At 60.5% G+C, this 15,242-nt stretch carries 16 protein-coding genes; 12 read left to right on the plus strand and 4 right to left on the minus strand.

What is annotated here, in order from left to right:
* Positions 1 to 133 precede the first annotated feature (133 nt).
* Together PY649_RS17440 and PY649_RS17445 are read left to right on the plus strand one after the other, a co-directional pair.
* Entirely contained in the window at positions 134 to 1,456 is a 1,323-nt protein-coding gene (locus PY649_RS17440; RefSeq protein ID WP_285869842.1) for a UDP-glucose dehydrogenase family protein, read from the plus strand.
* 14 nt (positions 1,457 to 1,470) lie between these two features.
* On the plus strand, positions 1,471 to 2,475 hold the full coding sequence (locus tag PY649_RS17445; protein ID WP_285869843.1) for an NAD-dependent epimerase: 1,005 nt from the start codon (positions 1,471 to 1,473) through the stop codon (positions 2,473 to 2,475).
* 10 nt (positions 2,476 to 2,485) lie between these two features.
* Here the strand turns inward: PY649_RS17445 and PY649_RS17450 are convergent, their stop codons facing one another.
* Entirely contained in the window at positions 2,486 to 3,016 is a 531-nt protein-coding gene (locus tag PY649_RS17450) for a flavin reductase (protein WP_432761371.1), read from the minus strand.
* A gap of 253 nt (positions 3,017 to 3,269) precedes the next feature.
* Between PY649_RS17450 and PY649_RS17455 the strand changes: the two genes are divergently transcribed.
* The 3 genes from PY649_RS17455 (at position 3,270) to PY649_RS17465 (ending at position 5,743) form a co-directional block, all read left to right on the plus strand.
* Entirely contained in the window at positions 3,270 to 3,842 is a 573-nt protein-coding gene (locus PY649_RS17455) for a TetR/AcrR family transcriptional regulator (protein ID WP_285869845.1), read from the plus strand.
* Between the two features lie 53 nt (positions 3,843 to 3,895).
* Entirely contained in the window at positions 3,896 to 4,765 is an 870-nt protein-coding gene (locus PY649_RS17460) for an oxidoreductase (RefSeq protein ID WP_285869846.1), read from the plus strand.
* 180 nt (positions 4,766 to 4,945) lie between these two features.
* Complete coding sequence (locus tag PY649_RS17465; RefSeq protein ID WP_285869847.1) at positions 4,946 to 5,743, plus strand: creatininase family protein; 798 nt, start codon at positions 4,946 to 4,948, stop codon at positions 5,741 to 5,743.
* Here the strand turns inward: PY649_RS17465 and PY649_RS17470 are convergent.
* Complete coding sequence (locus tag PY649_RS17470) at positions 5,731 to 6,699, minus strand: LysR family transcriptional regulator (RefSeq protein ID WP_285869848.1); 969 nt, start codon at positions 6,697 to 6,699, stop codon at positions 5,731 to 5,733. The two genes, PY649_RS17465 and PY649_RS17470, sit on opposite strands and share 13 nt — an antisense overlap.
* Before the next feature lie 184 nt (positions 6,700 to 6,883).
* Between PY649_RS17470 and PY649_RS17475 the strand changes: the two genes are divergently transcribed.
* The 6 genes from PY649_RS17475 to PY649_RS17500 all read left to right on the plus strand — a co-directional run bounded on the left by PY649_RS17475 (position 6,884) and on the right by PY649_RS17500 (position 13,132).
* Positions 6,884 to 7,900, plus strand: coding sequence for an ABC transporter substrate-binding protein (locus PY649_RS17475; RefSeq protein WP_285869849.1), 1,017 nt, complete (start codon positions 6,884 to 6,886; stop codon positions 7,898 to 7,900).
* Between the two features lie 239 nt (positions 7,901 to 8,139).
* Positions 8,140 to 8,964, plus strand: a complete 825-nt coding sequence (locus PY649_RS17480) for an ABC transporter ATP-binding protein (RefSeq protein ID WP_285869850.1) — start codon at positions 8,140 to 8,142, stop codon at positions 8,962 to 8,964.
* A complete protein-coding gene (locus PY649_RS17485) occupies positions 8,964 to 9,830 on the plus strand; it encodes an ABC transporter permease (protein ID WP_285869851.1) in 867 nt (288 codons plus the stop codon). Before PY649_RS17480 ends, PY649_RS17485 begins: the two co-directional genes overlap by 1 nt.
* A complete protein-coding gene (locus tag PY649_RS17490) occupies positions 9,830 to 11,143 on the plus strand; it encodes a cytosine deaminase (protein WP_285869852.1) in 1,314 nt (437 codons plus the stop codon). The genes PY649_RS17485 and PY649_RS17490 overlap by 1 nt, the downstream gene beginning before the upstream one ends.
* A gap of 1 nt (position 11,144) precedes the next feature.
* Complete coding sequence (locus PY649_RS17495) at positions 11,145 to 12,554, plus strand: FAD-binding oxidoreductase (RefSeq protein WP_285869853.1); 1,410 nt, start codon at positions 11,145 to 11,147, stop codon at positions 12,552 to 12,554.
* Positions 12,551 to 13,132 (plus strand): NAD(P)H-dependent oxidoreductase, encoded by a 582-nt coding sequence (locus tag PY649_RS17500; protein WP_285869854.1) that lies wholly within the window; start codon positions 12,551 to 12,553, stop codon positions 13,130 to 13,132. The genes PY649_RS17495 and PY649_RS17500 overlap by 4 nt, the downstream gene beginning before the upstream one ends.
* A 43-nt stretch (positions 13,133 to 13,175) precedes the next feature.
* Here PY649_RS17500 and PY649_RS17505 read toward each other — a convergent pair whose 3' ends face one another.
* Complete coding sequence (locus PY649_RS17505) at positions 13,176 to 13,565, minus strand: RidA family protein (RefSeq protein WP_285869855.1); 390 nt, start codon at positions 13,563 to 13,565, stop codon at positions 13,176 to 13,178.
* 61 nt (positions 13,566 to 13,626) lie between these two features.
* Positions 13,627 to 14,523 carry a DMT family transporter gene (locus PY649_RS17510; RefSeq protein ID WP_285869856.1) on the minus strand — a complete coding sequence of 299 codons (897 nt, stop codon included), beginning with the start codon at positions 14,521 to 14,523 and terminating at the stop codon, positions 13,627 to 13,629.
* Positions 14,524 to 14,572: 49 nt separating this feature from the next.
* Here PY649_RS17510 and PY649_RS17515 point away from each other — a divergent pair, with 49 nt between their 5' ends.
* Positions 14,573 to 15,202 carry a hypothetical protein gene (locus PY649_RS17515; protein WP_285869857.1) on the plus strand — a complete coding sequence of 210 codons (630 nt, stop codon included), beginning with the start codon at positions 14,573 to 14,575 and terminating at the stop codon, positions 15,200 to 15,202.
* Positions 15,203 to 15,242 lie beyond the last annotated feature (40 nt).

Here is a 15,242-nt window from a genome sequence, read left to right on the forward strand (position 1 = left end):
TGTCTCAACCGCTTGGATAAGCACCATGCCGTATAGGCGTCACCGGCGATCCTGTGTATAAGCGCAAGCAACCGCCAAAGACGGGATCGCGTTTCGACGCTGAGCCCGGCGTTAGCAAAAGGATTGAAGTTTCATGCACATCACGATGATCGGTTCGGGTTATGTGGGTCTTGTGTCCGGCGTCTGCTTTGCCGATTTCGGCCATGACGTGATTTGCGTCGACAAGGACGCGGGCAAGATCGAGGCGTTGCGCAACGGTGAAATCCCGATCTTCGAGCCCGGCCTCGAGCAGCTGGTCGCCGACAATGTCCGCGCCGGCCGGCTGTCCTTTTCGACCGATGTCGAAACCAGCGTAGCCGCAAGCGACGTCGTCTTCATCGCCGTCGGCACGCCGTCGCGCCGCGGCGATGGCCACGCCGATCTCTCCTATGTCTATGCCGCCGCCCGCGAGATCGCTCAGCACGTCAAGGGCTTCACCGTCATCGTCACCAAATCGACCGTGCCGGTCGGCACCGGCGACGAAGTCGAACGCATCATCCGCGAAACCAATCCGGACGCCGACGTTGCCGTCGTCTCCAATCCGGAATTCCTGCGCGAAGGTGCTGCCATCGAGGACTTCAAGCGCCCCGACCGCATCGTCATCGGCCTCAATGACGACCGGGCCCGCGGCGTCATGACGGAGGTCTACCGGCCGCTCTATCTTAACCAGGCGCCGCTGCTCTTTACCGCCCGCCGCACCTCGGAGCTGATCAAATACGCCGCCAATGCCTTTCTCGCGATGAAGATCACCTTCATCAACGAGATGGCCGACCTCTGCGAAAAAGTCGGCGCCAATGTGCAGGAAGTGTCGCGCGGCATCGGCCTCGACGGCCGCATCGGCTCGAAATTCCTGCATGCCGGCCCCGGCTATGGCGGCTCCTGCTTCCCGAAGGACACGCTGGCGCTCGCCAAGACCGCGCAGGACCACGACAGCCCCGTGCGCCTGATCGAGACGACGATCTCGATCAACGACAACCGCAAGCGCGCCATGGGCCGCAAGGTGATCGCCGCCATGGGGGGCGATGTCCGGGGCAAGACCATTGCCGTGCTCGGCCTGACCTTCAAGCCGAATACCGACGACATGCGTGACAGCCCGGCAATCTCGATCATCCAGGCGCTGCAGGATGCCGGTGCCTCGGTGACCGGCTACGATCCGGAAGGCATGGACAATGCCCGCCAGCTGATCGACAACATCGCTTACGCCGACGACGCCTATGGCGCGGCGCGCGGCGCCGATGCGCTCGTCATCATTACGGAATGGAACCAGTTCCGCGCCCTCGATTTCGGCCGGCTGAAATCCGTCATGAATGCTCCCGTCCTGGTCGATCTCAGAAACATCTATCGCCATGACGAGGTCACAAAGCATGGGTTTGCCTATACCAGCATCGGCAGACCCATGGGTGGGGCCGAACTGTAAGCAAAGGCCGATCAATGCGTTATCTCATCACCGGCACCGCCGGCTTCATCGGATTTCACCTTGCCAAGCGCCTGCTTGACGAGGGCCATTTCGTCGTCGGCTTCGACGGCATGACGCCCTATTACGACGTCAAGCTCAAGGAAAAGCGCACTGCCATCCTTGCCCGCTCTAACGGTTTCAAGGCCGTCACCGGCATGCTGGAAGACAAGGCGGCGCTGGATCATGCTGCTGAACTGGCCGAGCCGGACGTCATCGTCCATCTCGCCGCCCAGGCCGGCGTACGCTACAGTCTGGAAAATCCGCGATCCTACGTCGATTCCAACGTCACCGGCTCGTTCAACGTGTTGGAGCTGGCGAAAAGCCTGCAGCCGAAACACCTGCTGCTTGCCTCCACCTCCTCGGTCTATGGCGCCAACGAGAAGATCCCGTTTGCGGAAAGCGACAAGGCCGACGAGCAGATGACGATCTATGCGGCGACCAAGAAGAGCATGGAGCTGATGGCGCACAGCTATGCCCATCTCTTCCGTATTCCGACCACCGCCTTCCGCTTCTTCACGGTCTACGGCCCCTGGGGCCGTCCCGACATGGCATTGTTCAAATTCGTCGATGCCATCAGGAACGACCGGCCGATCGAAATCTACGGCGAAGGCAAGATGAGCCGCGATTTCACCTATATCGACGATCTCATCGAGGGCATCGTCCGGCTGATCGGCGTCGTCCCCTCGGAAGACAACCGCGTCATTTCGGAAACGGTCACCGACACATTGTCGAAACACGCGCCGTTCCGCGTCGTTAATATCGGTGGCGGTCAGCCGGTCGGACTGATGAGCTTTGTCGAAACCATCGAAGTGATGCTCGGCAAAAAGGCGATCCGGCACATGCTGCCGATGCAGCCCGGCGACGTGCACAATACCTATGCCGTGCCGGACCTACTGGTGGCGCTGACCGGCTTCAAGCCGCAGATCGAAGTCGACGAAGGCGTGCGCCGCTTCGTCGAATGGTATCAGGAAAACTATTGAGAAAGCCGGCCTATCCGGCCGGATGATAGGCCCGGTCGAAATAGATGAGCCCCTGCCCACCGTCGCGCAGGCGGATGGTATCGACTTCGCACATCAGGATATCGTGCGTGCCGCCATCGGCGCGATGCACGATGCGGCAATCGAACGAGACGAGCGCATCCTCCAATGCCGGCGAGCCGGTCGACAGTTCCGACCATGCGGCGGCGGCAAAACGCTCCGCTACCGGAGTCTTGCCGCCGAAAAGGCGCGACAGGTCCTGATGACCTTCGGAGAGCACGTTGACGCAGAGCACGCCGTTTTCCGTGACTGCGGGATGAACCGAAGCAGTCCGGTTCAGACAGACGAGCAGCGTCGGCGGACTGTCGGTCACGCTGCAAACCGCAGTCGCTGCAAACCCTGCCATCCCCGCTGGTCCATTGGTGGTCACGATGCTGACGGCCGCAGCCATCCGCGCCATAGCGTTGCGGAACTCGGATCTCACCTCATCGGGATCGGCGACGGGCACCGCTTTTTCGATCGCCACGGATGTTTTCATATTCATTCCCATCATCCCCACAACTCGCGCCGGATCTGGGCAAAGGTAGTGGGTCAAGACGCTCGCCTCAAGCAACGGCATTTCGCGGAACCTGCCTCTGAAGAGCAATTAGTTTTCTATAAAATCTATAAACTAATAGAAAACCGGTCCCGTGCTGACCCATATCGCACATTCCTTGAAGTCGGAAAAGCAATCCATCATTGACATCACCGAGCGCAATTCTTATAACTGAGGATGTACTCACTCATTAAACGAAACCATGGCACGTCCCCTTAGCGAAGAAAAGCGTAACGCCATATTGGCAGCAGCGGCCGAGGCCGTGGCGTCACTTGGCGTTTCCGCCTCCACCGCGAAAATCGCCAAGGATGCCGGCATCGCCGAGGGGACATTGTTCGTCTATTTCCCGACGAAGGACGATCTGCTCAATGAGCTCTACCTTGCGCTCAAAGCGGACATGAAGGCTACAATCGCCACCGGCTATCCGACAGAGGCGAGCGTGAAAGAGCGTTGCCAGCACCTGTGGAACCAATCCATCGATTGGGGAGCGAAAAACCCGGCAAAACGGAGAGCCCTGCGGCAACTCGGCGTTTCGGACAAGGTGACCGAGGCGACCCGCAAGGCCGGTATGGCTGCTTTCCGCGATATCCAATCGATGCTGGAGGAAGGTTTTCAATCAGGTATCTTCCGGCAGCAGCCGAAGGACATGCTTGGCGCCATCACCGACGTGCTGACCGATATGGTTCTCGAATTCATCCATCGGGATCCCGGCAATATCGAGAGCTACCGACGCTCCGGCTTCGAGACCTACTGGGGCGCAATCTCCAATAAATGAGCCTTTTTATTTCGGCAAATAATGAGCATGTACTCACTCAAAAGGAGACAGAGATGTCAAAGACATGGTTGATAACAGGAAGCGCCGGTGGATTGGGGCGCACGCTCGCCGAGGCTGTTCTCGAAAGTGGTGATCGCCTGGTTGCAACGGCACGCAATCCGGGCCGGCTCGATGAGCTGGCGAAACAATATGGCGATCGGATCACGATCGCCGCCCTTGACGTCACCGACGCCGCCGCGGCGAAAGCGGCGGTCCAAATAGCCGTCGATTCCTTCGGCGGCATCGATGTGCTCGTCAACAATGCCGGCTTCGGAAATATGTCGCCGTTCGAACAGGCATCGGACGAAGAGTTCAAAGCGCAGATCGACACGAACTTCTATGGCGTCGTCAACCTGACGCGAGCCACCCTGCCCGTCATGCGCACGCAGCGCTCAGGCCATATCATCAACATCTCTTCCGTCGGTGGCCGCGTCAGCACACCGGGCCTCAGCGCCTATCAAGCCGCCAAATGGGCAGTCGGCGGCTTCACCGAGGTCCTCGCCAAGGAGGTCGCGTCCTTCGGCGTTAAAGTCGTTGCGCTCGAACCCGGCGGCATGCGCACCAACTGGGCGCAGACCGCTGCCGGCACCAATGTGGAGCTGTTACCCGACTATCAATCGAGCGTCGGTGCTGTCTATGGCATGCTAAAGCACCTCGCGGGCAAGGAATTCGGCGACCCGCAAAAAATCGCGAAGGTGATCCTCGATCTGGCCCAAAGGGACGCACTCCCCAACCACCTCCTCCTCGGCAGCGACGCCCTGTTCGTCTTTGGCTTGGCGGAAGCGGCACGCACAAAGGAAGCGGCGGAATGGGAGCAAGTCAGCCGCTCAACAGATTTCGAGGGCAGCGACGTCTCGGCCTTCAGCGGCAGTGCGCTCGAATGAAGCGTTGACGGGCATTTTCACCCATCCTCGCGAAACGAAGCACCGCGGCCGGCAACAGCCGCGATGCCCGTACCGCCGGATGCGCACACAAAAAGGCAGCAGCACGCCCGCAAATTGATGCTTTCCCCCGCTATCATCCTTGCCGTATCCGTTGTGAACGAGAGATGAGAGGAAATGGCGATGGCAAGGCCCTTTTATTGGAACGAACTGACCACCTATGATTTCGCCGGTCTTTCGCCCGACACGACGATCGCCATACTGCCGATCGCCTCGACCGAGCAGCACGGCCCGCATCTGCCGATCGCGACCGACGTGGCTATTGCCAACGGCATGCTGGCCGAACTGAAGGCCCAGCGCCCAGACGATCTCGACTTTTTGGTGCTGCCGACCCAGGAAATCGGCAAGGCCAACGAACATATCTACGGTCCCGGCACGCTCTCCCTCAGCGCCGAGCTGCTGATCCCGGTCTGGACGGCGATCGGCGCGAAGGTTGCCGAAGCCGGCATCCGCAAGATGGTCATTGTCAATTCCCATGGCGGCAATCTCGACATCATGGGCATCGTCGCGCGTGAATTGCGCGTACGCCACCAGATGGCCGTCGTCGCCACGCAATGGACGCGTTTCGGCACACCGGACGGCATGATCAGCGACCATGAGCAGCGCTACGGCATCCATGGCGGCGACGTCGAAACCTCGCTGATGCTGCATTTCCGCCCCGAGCTGGTGCGGATGGACAAGGCAGAGAATTTCATATCCAAGGCGGAATGGATGAAGGAGCAGTCGAATTACCTGCAGCCGCTGCCGCCGCATTCGCTCGCCTGGATCGCTCATGATCTCAATCGCAACGGCGTCGTCGGCAATGCCGCCAACGGCACGGCGGAAAAAGGCGCGCTCATCTGCCGCCATCAGGTTCAGGGCTTCATCGAAATGCTGCGTGATCTCAGGGACTATCCCCTTTCGAACCTCTATTCGAAATAAGCGTCCGACCGGCGGCGTTCCGATGCCGCCGTAATGTGCCCCTTCGCCTGCAGCTCTTCCACCAGACCGGCCAGTTCGGCAAGCAGATATTCCACGAACAGGCTGGTCGCCGCGTCGAGCGGGGCACGCGTGCGGGCAAAGAGCTTCATCGGCTGATGCCGCGAATGCGGCTCGGCGATCGACCGAAACACAAGTTCGCCGCGCCGGCATTCGGTGATGACGTCCAGCGGGTTCAACAGTGTTAGCCCTGCCCCGCATTTAACTAGCTGCTTCAACATCTCCGAGGCGTTGCTTTCCAGTACGGGCTCCACCTGCACCGGCAGCCGCGCCAGCGTCAGATTGATGACGTCGCGCAAGCTGGTACCCGGCTGGGCCAACAGCAGTCGCTCTTCCACGACATCGGCGAGATTGATCGGACCGGGACCGATCAGTGGATGCCCCGGCGGCAGCACGACGCCGATCGGAATATCGAAATTGCCGAGCGACCGGATGCCCGGTGTTGCCGGGATATTGAAGCCCAGGCCGATGTCGACTTCGCCCGACAGGACCGGCGCCATGGTCGTGGAGCCGGAATCGTTGCGCAGCTGGATGAAGACGCGCGGATGTTCGGAAAGAAAACGCGCGATGATCTCCGGCAGCGGTCCGGAGGCAAGCCCGACGGTGGTGACGATCCTGACCTTGCCGGCCTGCTGCATCTTCAGACTGCGGATGCGCCCTTCCAGCCGCTCGTAATTCTTCAGAACCTCGCGAATATGCTCGATGCAGAGTTCGCCTGCCGCCGTCAGCCTGAGGCCGCGTGGCAACCGTTCGAACAGCGGCGCTCCCATCTCTTCTTCCAGCGCCAGGATCTGCCGGTTGACCGCCGATGACGCCACATTGAGCCTCGCGGCCGCCTTGCGGATCGAGCCGCAGCGGGCAATCTCGTTGATGTAAAGAAGCCGTCTCGAGTGCAGCATGCATATCCCCATTGCATAAATTTTGCCCAGGCCGCACAATTTAGGCACAAGTGCAGGCTGAGATGCCTAAAAGGCATCAATGCGCACGAATTTTGATGCTTTTCAAAGCGCAACGCAACCGCTCAAATGCGGAAAATGGGCGTCAATCGCGGCGTCCCGTGGCAGATAAGGGGAACAACCGGCCATGTCCAATGCATTGAAGACCAAAGCATTTCTCGCCGTCATGGGCCTCCTGGCGGCTGTCGCCACCACACAGCCGGCAAACGCCCTCGACAAGGTGACCTATGGAACCAACTGGTTGGCCGAAGCCGAACATGGCGGCTTCTACCAGGCGATCGCCGACGGGACCTACAAGAAATACGGCCTGGATGTCGAAATCGTCCAGGGCGGCCCGAACGCTGCCAACCAGGCGCTGTTGATTTCCGGCAAGATCGATTTCTACATGGGCAGCCCGCAGCAGGAAATCGATGCGGTCAAACAAGGCATTCCGATCGTCGACGTCGCAGCCATCTTCCAGAAGGACCCGCAGGTGCTGATCGCACATCCGGACGCTGGCGTCGACAAATTCGAGGACCTCGCCAAGCTGCCGACGATCTTCCTCGGCAAGGACGGCTACGTCACTTTTTTCGAATGGATGAAGGCCAATTTCCCGGGCTTCAAGGACGAACAATACAAGCCCTATAATTTCAGCCCGGCGCCCTTCCTTGCCGACAAGCAGTCGGCGCAGCAGGGCTACCTAACCTCCGAACCTTATGAAATTCAGAAGCAGACCGGCTGGGAACCGAAGGTCTTCCTGCTCGCCGACAGCGGCTATTCACCCTATTCGACGATGATCACTACGCAGGCGTCACTTGTTCAGAAGAACCCGGACCTCGTGCAGCGTTTCGTCAACGCCTCGATCGAAGGCTGGTACAACTATCTCTACGGCGACAACAAGGCGGCCAACGAACTGATCAAGAAGGACAATCCTGACATGACCGACGGCCAGATCGCCTATTCCATCGCCAAGATGAAGGAATACGGCATCCTGGAGTCCGGTGACGCAGCGGACAAGGGTATCGGCTGCATCACCGACGCGCATTACAAGAAGTTCTTCGACCAAATGGTGCAGATCAAGCTCTTCGACGCGGATACGGATTACAAGAAGGCCTTTGACCCGCAGTTCGCCTGCAAGGGCGTCGGCATGTCGCTGAAGAAGTGACGGTCAGGCAGAGCAGCCCCTCACCCTAGCCCTCTCCCCGCTCGCGGGGAGAGGGAACGACGGAGCAAAAGGCGCGATTGCCGAACGACAAGAGCTGCAACTGCCGCCACAGGCAATGGTGATTGAGATCGGCAGGACCAAACACGATAGTCCCCTCTCCCCGCATGCGGGGAGAGGCTAGGGTGAGGGGGCAATTCTCGCTCCGAAGCCGCCCGCTGACATCGACAGAGAGCCAGAGTATGACCACAACCAATGCAACCGCTGCCCCCATGACAGAAGCGCGCAAGCGGCCGCTGGTCGTCATGGAGCAGGTCTCCAAAGTCTTCTCCAACGGCACGCTGGCGCTCTCCGGCATGTCGATCAATGTCGAAAGCGGCGAGTTCATCAGCCTGCTCGGCCCCTCCGGCTGCGGCAAGTCGACGGCGCTGCGTATTATCGCCGGCCTCGGCGGTGCCTCTAGCGGCACGATCGACTGGCCAAGTTCACGCATCAATTCCAAGGGCCTGCCGGAGGGCGATATCGGTTTCGTCTTCCAGGAGCCGACGCTGCTGCCCTGGAAAACCGTCTTCGGCAATGTCCATCTGCCACTGAAGCTGCGCGGCGTTTCCAAAGTGGCCGCCTACGACCAGATCATGGGAACATTGGCAACCGTCGGCCTGCAGGATTTCGCGGATGCTTATCCACGCGAATTGTCCGGCGGCATGAAGATGCGCGTCTCGATCGCCCGCGCGCTGGTTACCAAGCCGAAGCTGCTGCTGATGGACGAGCCCTTTGCGGCGCTCGACGAGATCACCCGCCAGAAGCTCAACGACGACGTGCTGCGGCTGTGGAAGAACACCGGCATTACGGTGATCTTCGTCACCCATTCCGTCTATGAGTCCGCCTATCTCTCAAACCGCATTGTCGTGATGAAAGCGCGCCCCGGCCGTGTGCACGCCGATTTTCCACTGGACACCAGCGGCGAACGCGACCTCCTCTATCGGTCCTCCGAGGAATACCGGCAGGTTTGTGAAAAGGTCTCCCGTTCCCTAATCGAGGCCATTGGTTGGCCGGAGGCCCATTGATGAGCGACAGCAGCAGCCTACACGTCAACCTCGCCACAGAGACGGCAGATGCGCCATCCGAACCCGCCATCCGGACTGGGACTGCCGGACGCTCGCTCGGCATTCTCGTGCCGCTGCTGACCGTCGCCGTTTTGATCCTCCTCTGGCAGCTTCTCGTCGTCGGCGCCGGCATTCCGCAATATATCCTGCCGAGCCCGCTCGCCGTCGCGAAATCGCTGGTGTCCGACTGGGGCATCCTCTCGCCGGCGCTCTGGGTGACGACCGAGATCACTTTCATCTCGCTGGCGCTGGCGCTGATCGGCGGCGTCGGCTTTGCGATCTTCCTCGTGCAATCGCGCTGGATCGAACTCGCCTTTTATCCGCTCGCGGTCATCCTGCAGGTGACGCCGATCGTGGCGATCGCGCCGTTGATCCTGATCTACGCGCCGACCCGTGAATCCGCGCTGCTGATCTGCGGCTTCCTCGTCGCCTTTTTCCCGATCCTCTCCAACATGGTACAAGGGTTGAAGAGCGTCGACCACAACCTCCTGAATCTCTTCGATCTCTACGGCGCCTCGCGCTGGCAGACGCTGTTGCATCTGAAGCTGCCGGCGGCCCAGCCCTATTTCATGACAGGCCTCAGGATCGGCGGTGGCCTGTCGCTGATTGCTTCCGTGGTCGCGGAATTTGCCGCCGGCTCCGGCGGTCCCAATTCTGGCCTCGCCTTCCGCCTGCTCGAAGCGCAATACCGCCAAAACATGCCGCGCCTATTCGCCGCCCTGCTGCTGCTCTCGGCGCTCGGCGTCGCCATCTTCGCCCTCACCTCCTTCATCTCATGGCTGAGCCTGCATCGCTGGCATGAAAGCAGCCTCAAGCGGGAGAACTGATGTCCTACTCCTTCATGTCCCCGCCGAACGCTGCGCGCTTCGTGCTGAGCAATGCCACCGTCCCCGCCGTGACCGTCGCCGGCTTCACCGGCCCGTCAAGCGAAGGCCTTATGAGAGCCGACATCGTCGTTGCCGATGGCCTCATCAAGGACATCCTGCCGGCGGGGAGCGCGCCGGCGGAATTCGCCAAGGCCGACATGAGGGACGGCATGGTCTGGCCGACCTTCGCCGACATGCATACCCATATCGACAAGGGTCATATCTGGGAACGCCGCGCCAATCCGGACGGCAGCTTCATGGGCGCGCTCGAGGCTGTGCGCGCCGATCGTGAGGCCAATTGGTCGGCTGACGATGTCAGGAAGCGCATGGAATTTTCGCTGCGCTCGGCTTACGCCCACGGCACCAGCCTGATCCGCACCCATCTCGACTCGTTGGCGCCTCAGCACCGCATTTCCTTCGAGGTTTTTACGGCGGTGCGCGAAGCCTGGAAAGACAAGATCACGCTGCAGGCCGTCGCCCTCTTCCCGCTAGACGCCATGGCGGACGACGCCTTCTTCGCCGACCTCCTCATGGTGATCCGCGATGCCGGCGGCATGATCGGCGGCGTCACGCAGATGAACCCCGATATCGACCGCCAGCTCGACAAGCTGATCCGCGCCGCCGCGGACAACGGCCTTGATATCGACCTGCATGTCGATGAGACCGAGGACAAACAGGTTCTGACGCTGAAGGCGATCGCCGAGGCGGTGCTGCGCAACGGCTTCACCGGCAAGGTCACCGCCGGTCATTGCTGCTCTCTTGCCCAGCAGGACGAGGATGTTGCCGTCGCCACCATCGATCTGGTCGCCAGGGCCGGCATTTCGGTCGTTTCGCTGCCGATGTGCAACATGTATCTGCAGGACCGTCATGCCGGCCATACGCCGCGCTGGCGCGGCGTTACCCTTCTGCATGAATTGTCCGCTGCCGGCGTGCCGACCGCGGTTGCATCCGACAATACCCGCGATCCCTTCTACGCCTATGGCGATCTCGATCCCGTCGAGGTCTTCCGCGAAGCCGTGCGCATCCTGCATCTCGATCATCCGTTGGATACCGCCGCCCGGGTGATCACCACCTCCCCTTCAGCCATTGTCGGCCGTCCCGATATTGGTTGCATCGCCGTCGGCGGCCCTGCCGATCTCGTCCTCTTCAGCGCAAGGCGCTGGAGCGAATTCCTCTCCCGTCCGCAGTCCGACCGCGTCGTCCTTCGCAAAGGCAAGGTAATCGACCGCAGCCTGCCGGATTATCGCGAACTCGATACCGTTATTGGAGCGTGACATGCCGGATTATCAGCTCATCAAGAAAGAACTCGAAGGTATCGCCGTCGAAGACAATCCGGCGCTGGTGCGCCAGAAGAGCCGGGATTTCTACTGGTATTCGCCGATCCTGAAGGCGCAGCTCGACAACGTCACCGCCGATCTCGTCGTGACGCCAAAGACCGAGGAGGAGGTGATCCGCACGCTGAAGGTGGCCTATGCCCATGATGTGCCAGTCACCCCGCGCGGCGCCGGCACCGGCAATTACGGCCAGGCCATGCCGCTCTCCGGCGGCATTGTGCTGAACCTCGCTGGCATGAACAAGGTCAAGGAAATCCATCCCGGTCGCGTCGTCTGCGAGCCGGGCATCGTCATCGCCGAACTCGACCGCCAGACCAAGGCGCATTCCGGCCAGGAGCTGCGCTTCCACCCTTCCACCGCGCAGACGGCGACCATCGGCGGCTTCATCGCCGGCGGCTCCGGCGGCGTGGGCTCAATCACCTGGGGCGGGTTGCGCGATATCGGCAATATCCTGCGTCTGCGCGTTGTCACCATGGAAGCCGAGCCGCGCGTGCTCGACCTCACCGGCTGGGACTTGACGAAGGTCAGCCACGCCTACGGCACCAACGGCATCATTACCGAGATCGAAATGCCGCTCGCCCCGGCCTATGACTGGGTGGACGTGCTGGTCGGCTATGACGATTTCATGGACTCCGTGCGTTTCTCGGACGCGCTCGCCAAATGCAACGGCATCCTTGTCAAGGAGATCGCGCCGATTGCGGCACCCATCCCTTACGAATATTTCGCCCGCCACAAGCCCTACATTCGTCAAGGCCAATCGATCGTGGCGCTGATGATCGCGCCACATTCCATGGGCCCGTTCCTGGCCTTCACCAGCCAGCAGAAGGGCGAGATCACCTTCCGCTCCGACAAGGTCGAGAGCATGAAGGGCATTCCACATGCTTATGAACTCGCCTGGAACCATACGACCTTACGCGCCATCAAGGTCGACCCGACCATCACCTATCTGCAAGTGCAGTATCCAGGCCCGGATCACGTCGCCAAGGTGCAGAAGATGGTCGAGATCTTCGGCGACGAGGTGCCCGGCCATCTCGAATTCATCAAATTCGACGGCCAGATCCAATGCTCCGGCTTGCCGCTGGTGCGATACACCTCGGAGGCGCGGCTGGAAGAGATCATCCGCATCCATCAGGATCACGGCTGCCCGATCTTCAATCCGCATCGCTATACGCTGGAGGAAGGCGGCATGAAGCAGACGGATGTCGTCCAGCTTGCCTTCAAGAAGGAGACTGACCCAAAGGGCCTGTTGAACCCCGGCAAGATGATCGCCTGGGACAATCCCAACTTCGATTTCGCCGCCGGCCAGAACTATCTCTTTCCCGGTCTTGCGGCTCTGATGGAGGCCTCATGAGGGTTCTCGTCCTGCATTCGCATCCCGTCGAAGAGAGTTTCGGCGCGGCTCTGCACCGGCAGACGATCGAGAGCCTGAAGGCGGCCGGCCATGAGGTCGACGACTGCAATCTCTACGCCGAGGGCTTCGACCCAGTGATGTCGCGTCACGATCGGATGATCTATCACGACCATCCCCAGAATACCGCGGCGGTGAAATCCTACGTCGAACGGCTCCAGCGCGCCGAAGCGCTGGTCATCGTCACGCCGGTCTGGAATTTCGGCTTTCCGGCGATCCTGAAAGGCTACTTCGACCGCGTCTGGCTGCCTGGCGTCACCTTCGAACTGGTGAACGGCAAGGTGACATCGAAGCTGCGGCATATCCGCAAGCTCGGCGCCGTGATGACCTACGGCGCCGATCCCTTCCGCGCGTTCATTGTCGGCAACCCGCCGAAGAAGATCATCAAGCGCATGCTCCGCGCTATGATCAAACCCTTCGCTCCCGTCGTTTTCCTCGCCCACTACGACATGAACCGCTCGACGGATGAAACGAGAAAGCGGTTTTTGGAAAGGGTGAAACGGGAAATGGAGCGGTTCTGATCGGCGAATCGACAGAGCCACGCTTTGCCGCGAGGATATTTGCTCACATCACCTTCGCCGCGGTCACCTCAACCTCCACCAGAAACTCCGGCCGCGTAAACCCACCGACGATGATCAGCGTGGAGACCGGCTTCGGCTCAAGCGTATATCGGTCACGGACAGCCATGTAGGCCGGAAAATCCTCGCGTTTGGTGACGAATCCGGAGATGCGGATGACATCGGCGAAACTCATATCCACCTCCTTGAGGATCGCCTTGATCGCCTCGAAGCAGAGTTCCGCCTGGCTCGTGATGTCAGATGGAATGCTGTCGTCGAGGGCGATGCCGAGTTGGCCTGACGTGACCAGCAGGCTCGCGCCCGGCGGCACCAGCAGGCCGTGATTATAGTTGCCGAAGGGGCGGCGGACGGAGGGCGGGTTGAAGGTCTTTTTCATCGGCATCGGTTCCCTATGGTCACGCCGATTTCAGCATTTCACCGTCGGCCGGGCAAGCCGTTTAGAGCGCTTGCGCCGGCTCTACCACCCTGTTTCGCCGCACTTCCAGCAGGATATGGCCGAAGAGGGCGGCAAGCACGATCGGGCCGCCAATCAAGGTCGCCTGCGACGGTCGCTCGGCGAGGAATATCCAGACCCACAACGGTGTCAGCGGCACCTCGAGCGAAGTCAGAAGGCTGGCATCGGCGGCCGGTATCAGCCGCGCGCCGAAGGTATAAAGGCTAAGACCCATGGCGTTCTGGATGATGCCGAAGGCGACGATCAGGCCGAGATCATGTCCCGACACCATCATCGGCGAAGCGAACCAGAAGGTGATGAAGGAGCAGAGCCAGGCAGACAAGGCCATCGCCGGCAGCATTGGCACATCCCGATGCTGGCGCATGACGACGGCAAGACCGGCGACCGTGACCGTCATCACCCCGGCCAAGACCTTGCCCAGCCAACCACCGCTACCACCCGCCTCGCCGGAGAGCATGACGAGCACTCCGAGGAGTGCCACGGCGCTGGCGACCAACGTCGCGACGCTTGGACGCTCCCTGATGAAGACATAGGCGACACCCGCAGTAACGAAAGGCACGGTCGCGTAGATCACCATGGCATCGGCGACGGAGGTATAATAGATCGAACCAATGCCGCTGATCATGGACGCGGTAGAAAACGCCGTCGCAGCCAGCGACGGCCAACGCATGGCGCGAAGAATACGCCAGGCCCTGCCGCGCTCGAGATGGAAGAACAGCGCGAAAACGCCGAGGCCGGAGACGATGCCACGACAAAAGAGGATGGTCATCAAATCCGCGTGGATTGAGCGCACGAACAGGCCGGAGCTCGACCAAGCCAGGGCTGAACACGCCACATAGATCACGCCTAGCCGATATTGCTGCTGCTCCGCCAGCGTCACGACGAATCCCCCCAACCCTTTTAGGCTTCGACTATTAGCGAGCGCCGGGATGAGCGACAAGCAGAGCTTGCGGCGGGGGGTGTCGCGGATGCAAGAAGAAGCGCGGCGGTTGCAGGAGTGCCACGCTTATAGTTGTGTGTGCCTGATTTGTCGCTACCCGACTTCCCGCGAATTCAACCCAAAACAATCCATCCATCTTGCGGATATTTTCAGTGTCCGTACGGTGCGGTCAGTTTCGGCAGAGGGAGAATCAATGCAGCTCTTGCTGGCAGGCCTATTTGCATGCGGCTGTGTGAGTTTGGTGGATGCCTTACCATGGCCCGCTGCGGAAACCTATATCAATCCCTTGGCGGAATGCAGCCAAAGCAGCGATCCAGGTGCTTGCCGGACGACGCGGGATAGTTGGAAAACCGAATACGCCGACGCCATTGCGGGGAAATATCAAGGACAACGCAATGTGGCGTTCTGCTTGAGTACAGGCTGCGACAACGCAATCCAGCCAGACAAGATCCTCGGCTGCGCTTGGCAAATCGTGATCGCAAAATCCGGACACTTGGAACGAGACGGCACCGACGCCGCGAATCTCAAGCATTTCTGCGGATCGGACTATATTGATCAGGCCCGCAGACAGGCGGCTGATGCCCAAGCAAAGACAATGTCGATGATGATCGGAAAATAGCTGGGCGCACGGCGGTCGATGACTACCATGCGCCCAAGGC

The sequence above is a fragment of the Rhizobium mayense genome (assembly GCF_030272705.1).
In the GTDB taxonomy this organism is placed as follows: domain Bacteria; phylum Pseudomonadota; class Alphaproteobacteria; order Rhizobiales; family Rhizobiaceae; genus Rhizobium; species Rhizobium mayense.

Bases quoted from the DNA above. Each gene is read 5' to 3' on its own strand.
- PY649_RS17440 (WP_285869842.1), top strand. From the start codon at position 134: ATGCACATCACGATGATCGGTTCGGGTTATGTGGGTCTTGTGTCCGGC.
- PY649_RS17445 (WP_285869843.1), top strand. From the start codon at position 1,471: ATGCGTTATCTCATCACCGGCACCGCCGGCTTCATCGGATTTCACCTT.
- PY649_RS17450 (WP_432761371.1), bottom strand. From the start codon at position 3,016: ATGAATATGAAAACATCCGTGGCGATCGAAAAAGCGGTGCCCGTCGCC.
- PY649_RS17455 (WP_285869845.1), top strand. From the start codon at position 3,270: ATGGCACGTCCCCTTAGCGAAGAAAAGCGTAACGCCATATTGGCAGCA.
- PY649_RS17460 (WP_285869846.1), top strand. From the start codon at position 3,896: ATGTCAAAGACATGGTTGATAACAGGAAGCGCCGGTGGATTGGGGCGC.
- PY649_RS17465 (WP_285869847.1), top strand. From the start codon at position 4,946: ATGGCAAGGCCCTTTTATTGGAACGAACTGACCACCTATGATTTCGCC.
- PY649_RS17470 (WP_285869848.1), bottom strand. From the start codon at position 6,699: ATGCTGCACTCGAGACGGCTTCTTTACATCAACGAGATTGCCCGCTGC.
- PY649_RS17475 (WP_285869849.1), top strand. From the start codon at position 6,884: ATGTCCAATGCATTGAAGACCAAAGCATTTCTCGCCGTCATGGGCCTC.
- PY649_RS17480 (WP_285869850.1), top strand. From the start codon at position 8,140: ATGACCACAACCAATGCAACCGCTGCCCCCATGACAGAAGCGCGCAAG.
- PY649_RS17485 (WP_285869851.1), top strand. From the start codon at position 8,964: ATGAGCGACAGCAGCAGCCTACACGTCAACCTCGCCACAGAGACGGCA.
- PY649_RS17490 (WP_285869852.1), top strand. From the start codon at position 9,830: ATGTCCTACTCCTTCATGTCCCCGCCGAACGCTGCGCGCTTCGTGCTG.
- PY649_RS17495 (WP_285869853.1), top strand. From the start codon at position 11,145: ATGCCGGATTATCAGCTCATCAAGAAAGAACTCGAAGGTATCGCCGTC.
- PY649_RS17500 (WP_285869854.1), top strand. From the start codon at position 12,551: ATGAGGGTTCTCGTCCTGCATTCGCATCCCGTCGAAGAGAGTTTCGGC.
- PY649_RS17505 (WP_285869855.1), bottom strand. From the start codon at position 13,565: ATGAAAAAGACCTTCAACCCGCCCTCCGTCCGCCGCCCCTTCGGCAAC.
- PY649_RS17515 (WP_285869857.1), top strand. From the start codon at position 14,573: ATGAGCGACAAGCAGAGCTTGCGGCGGGGGGTGTCGCGGATGCAAGAA.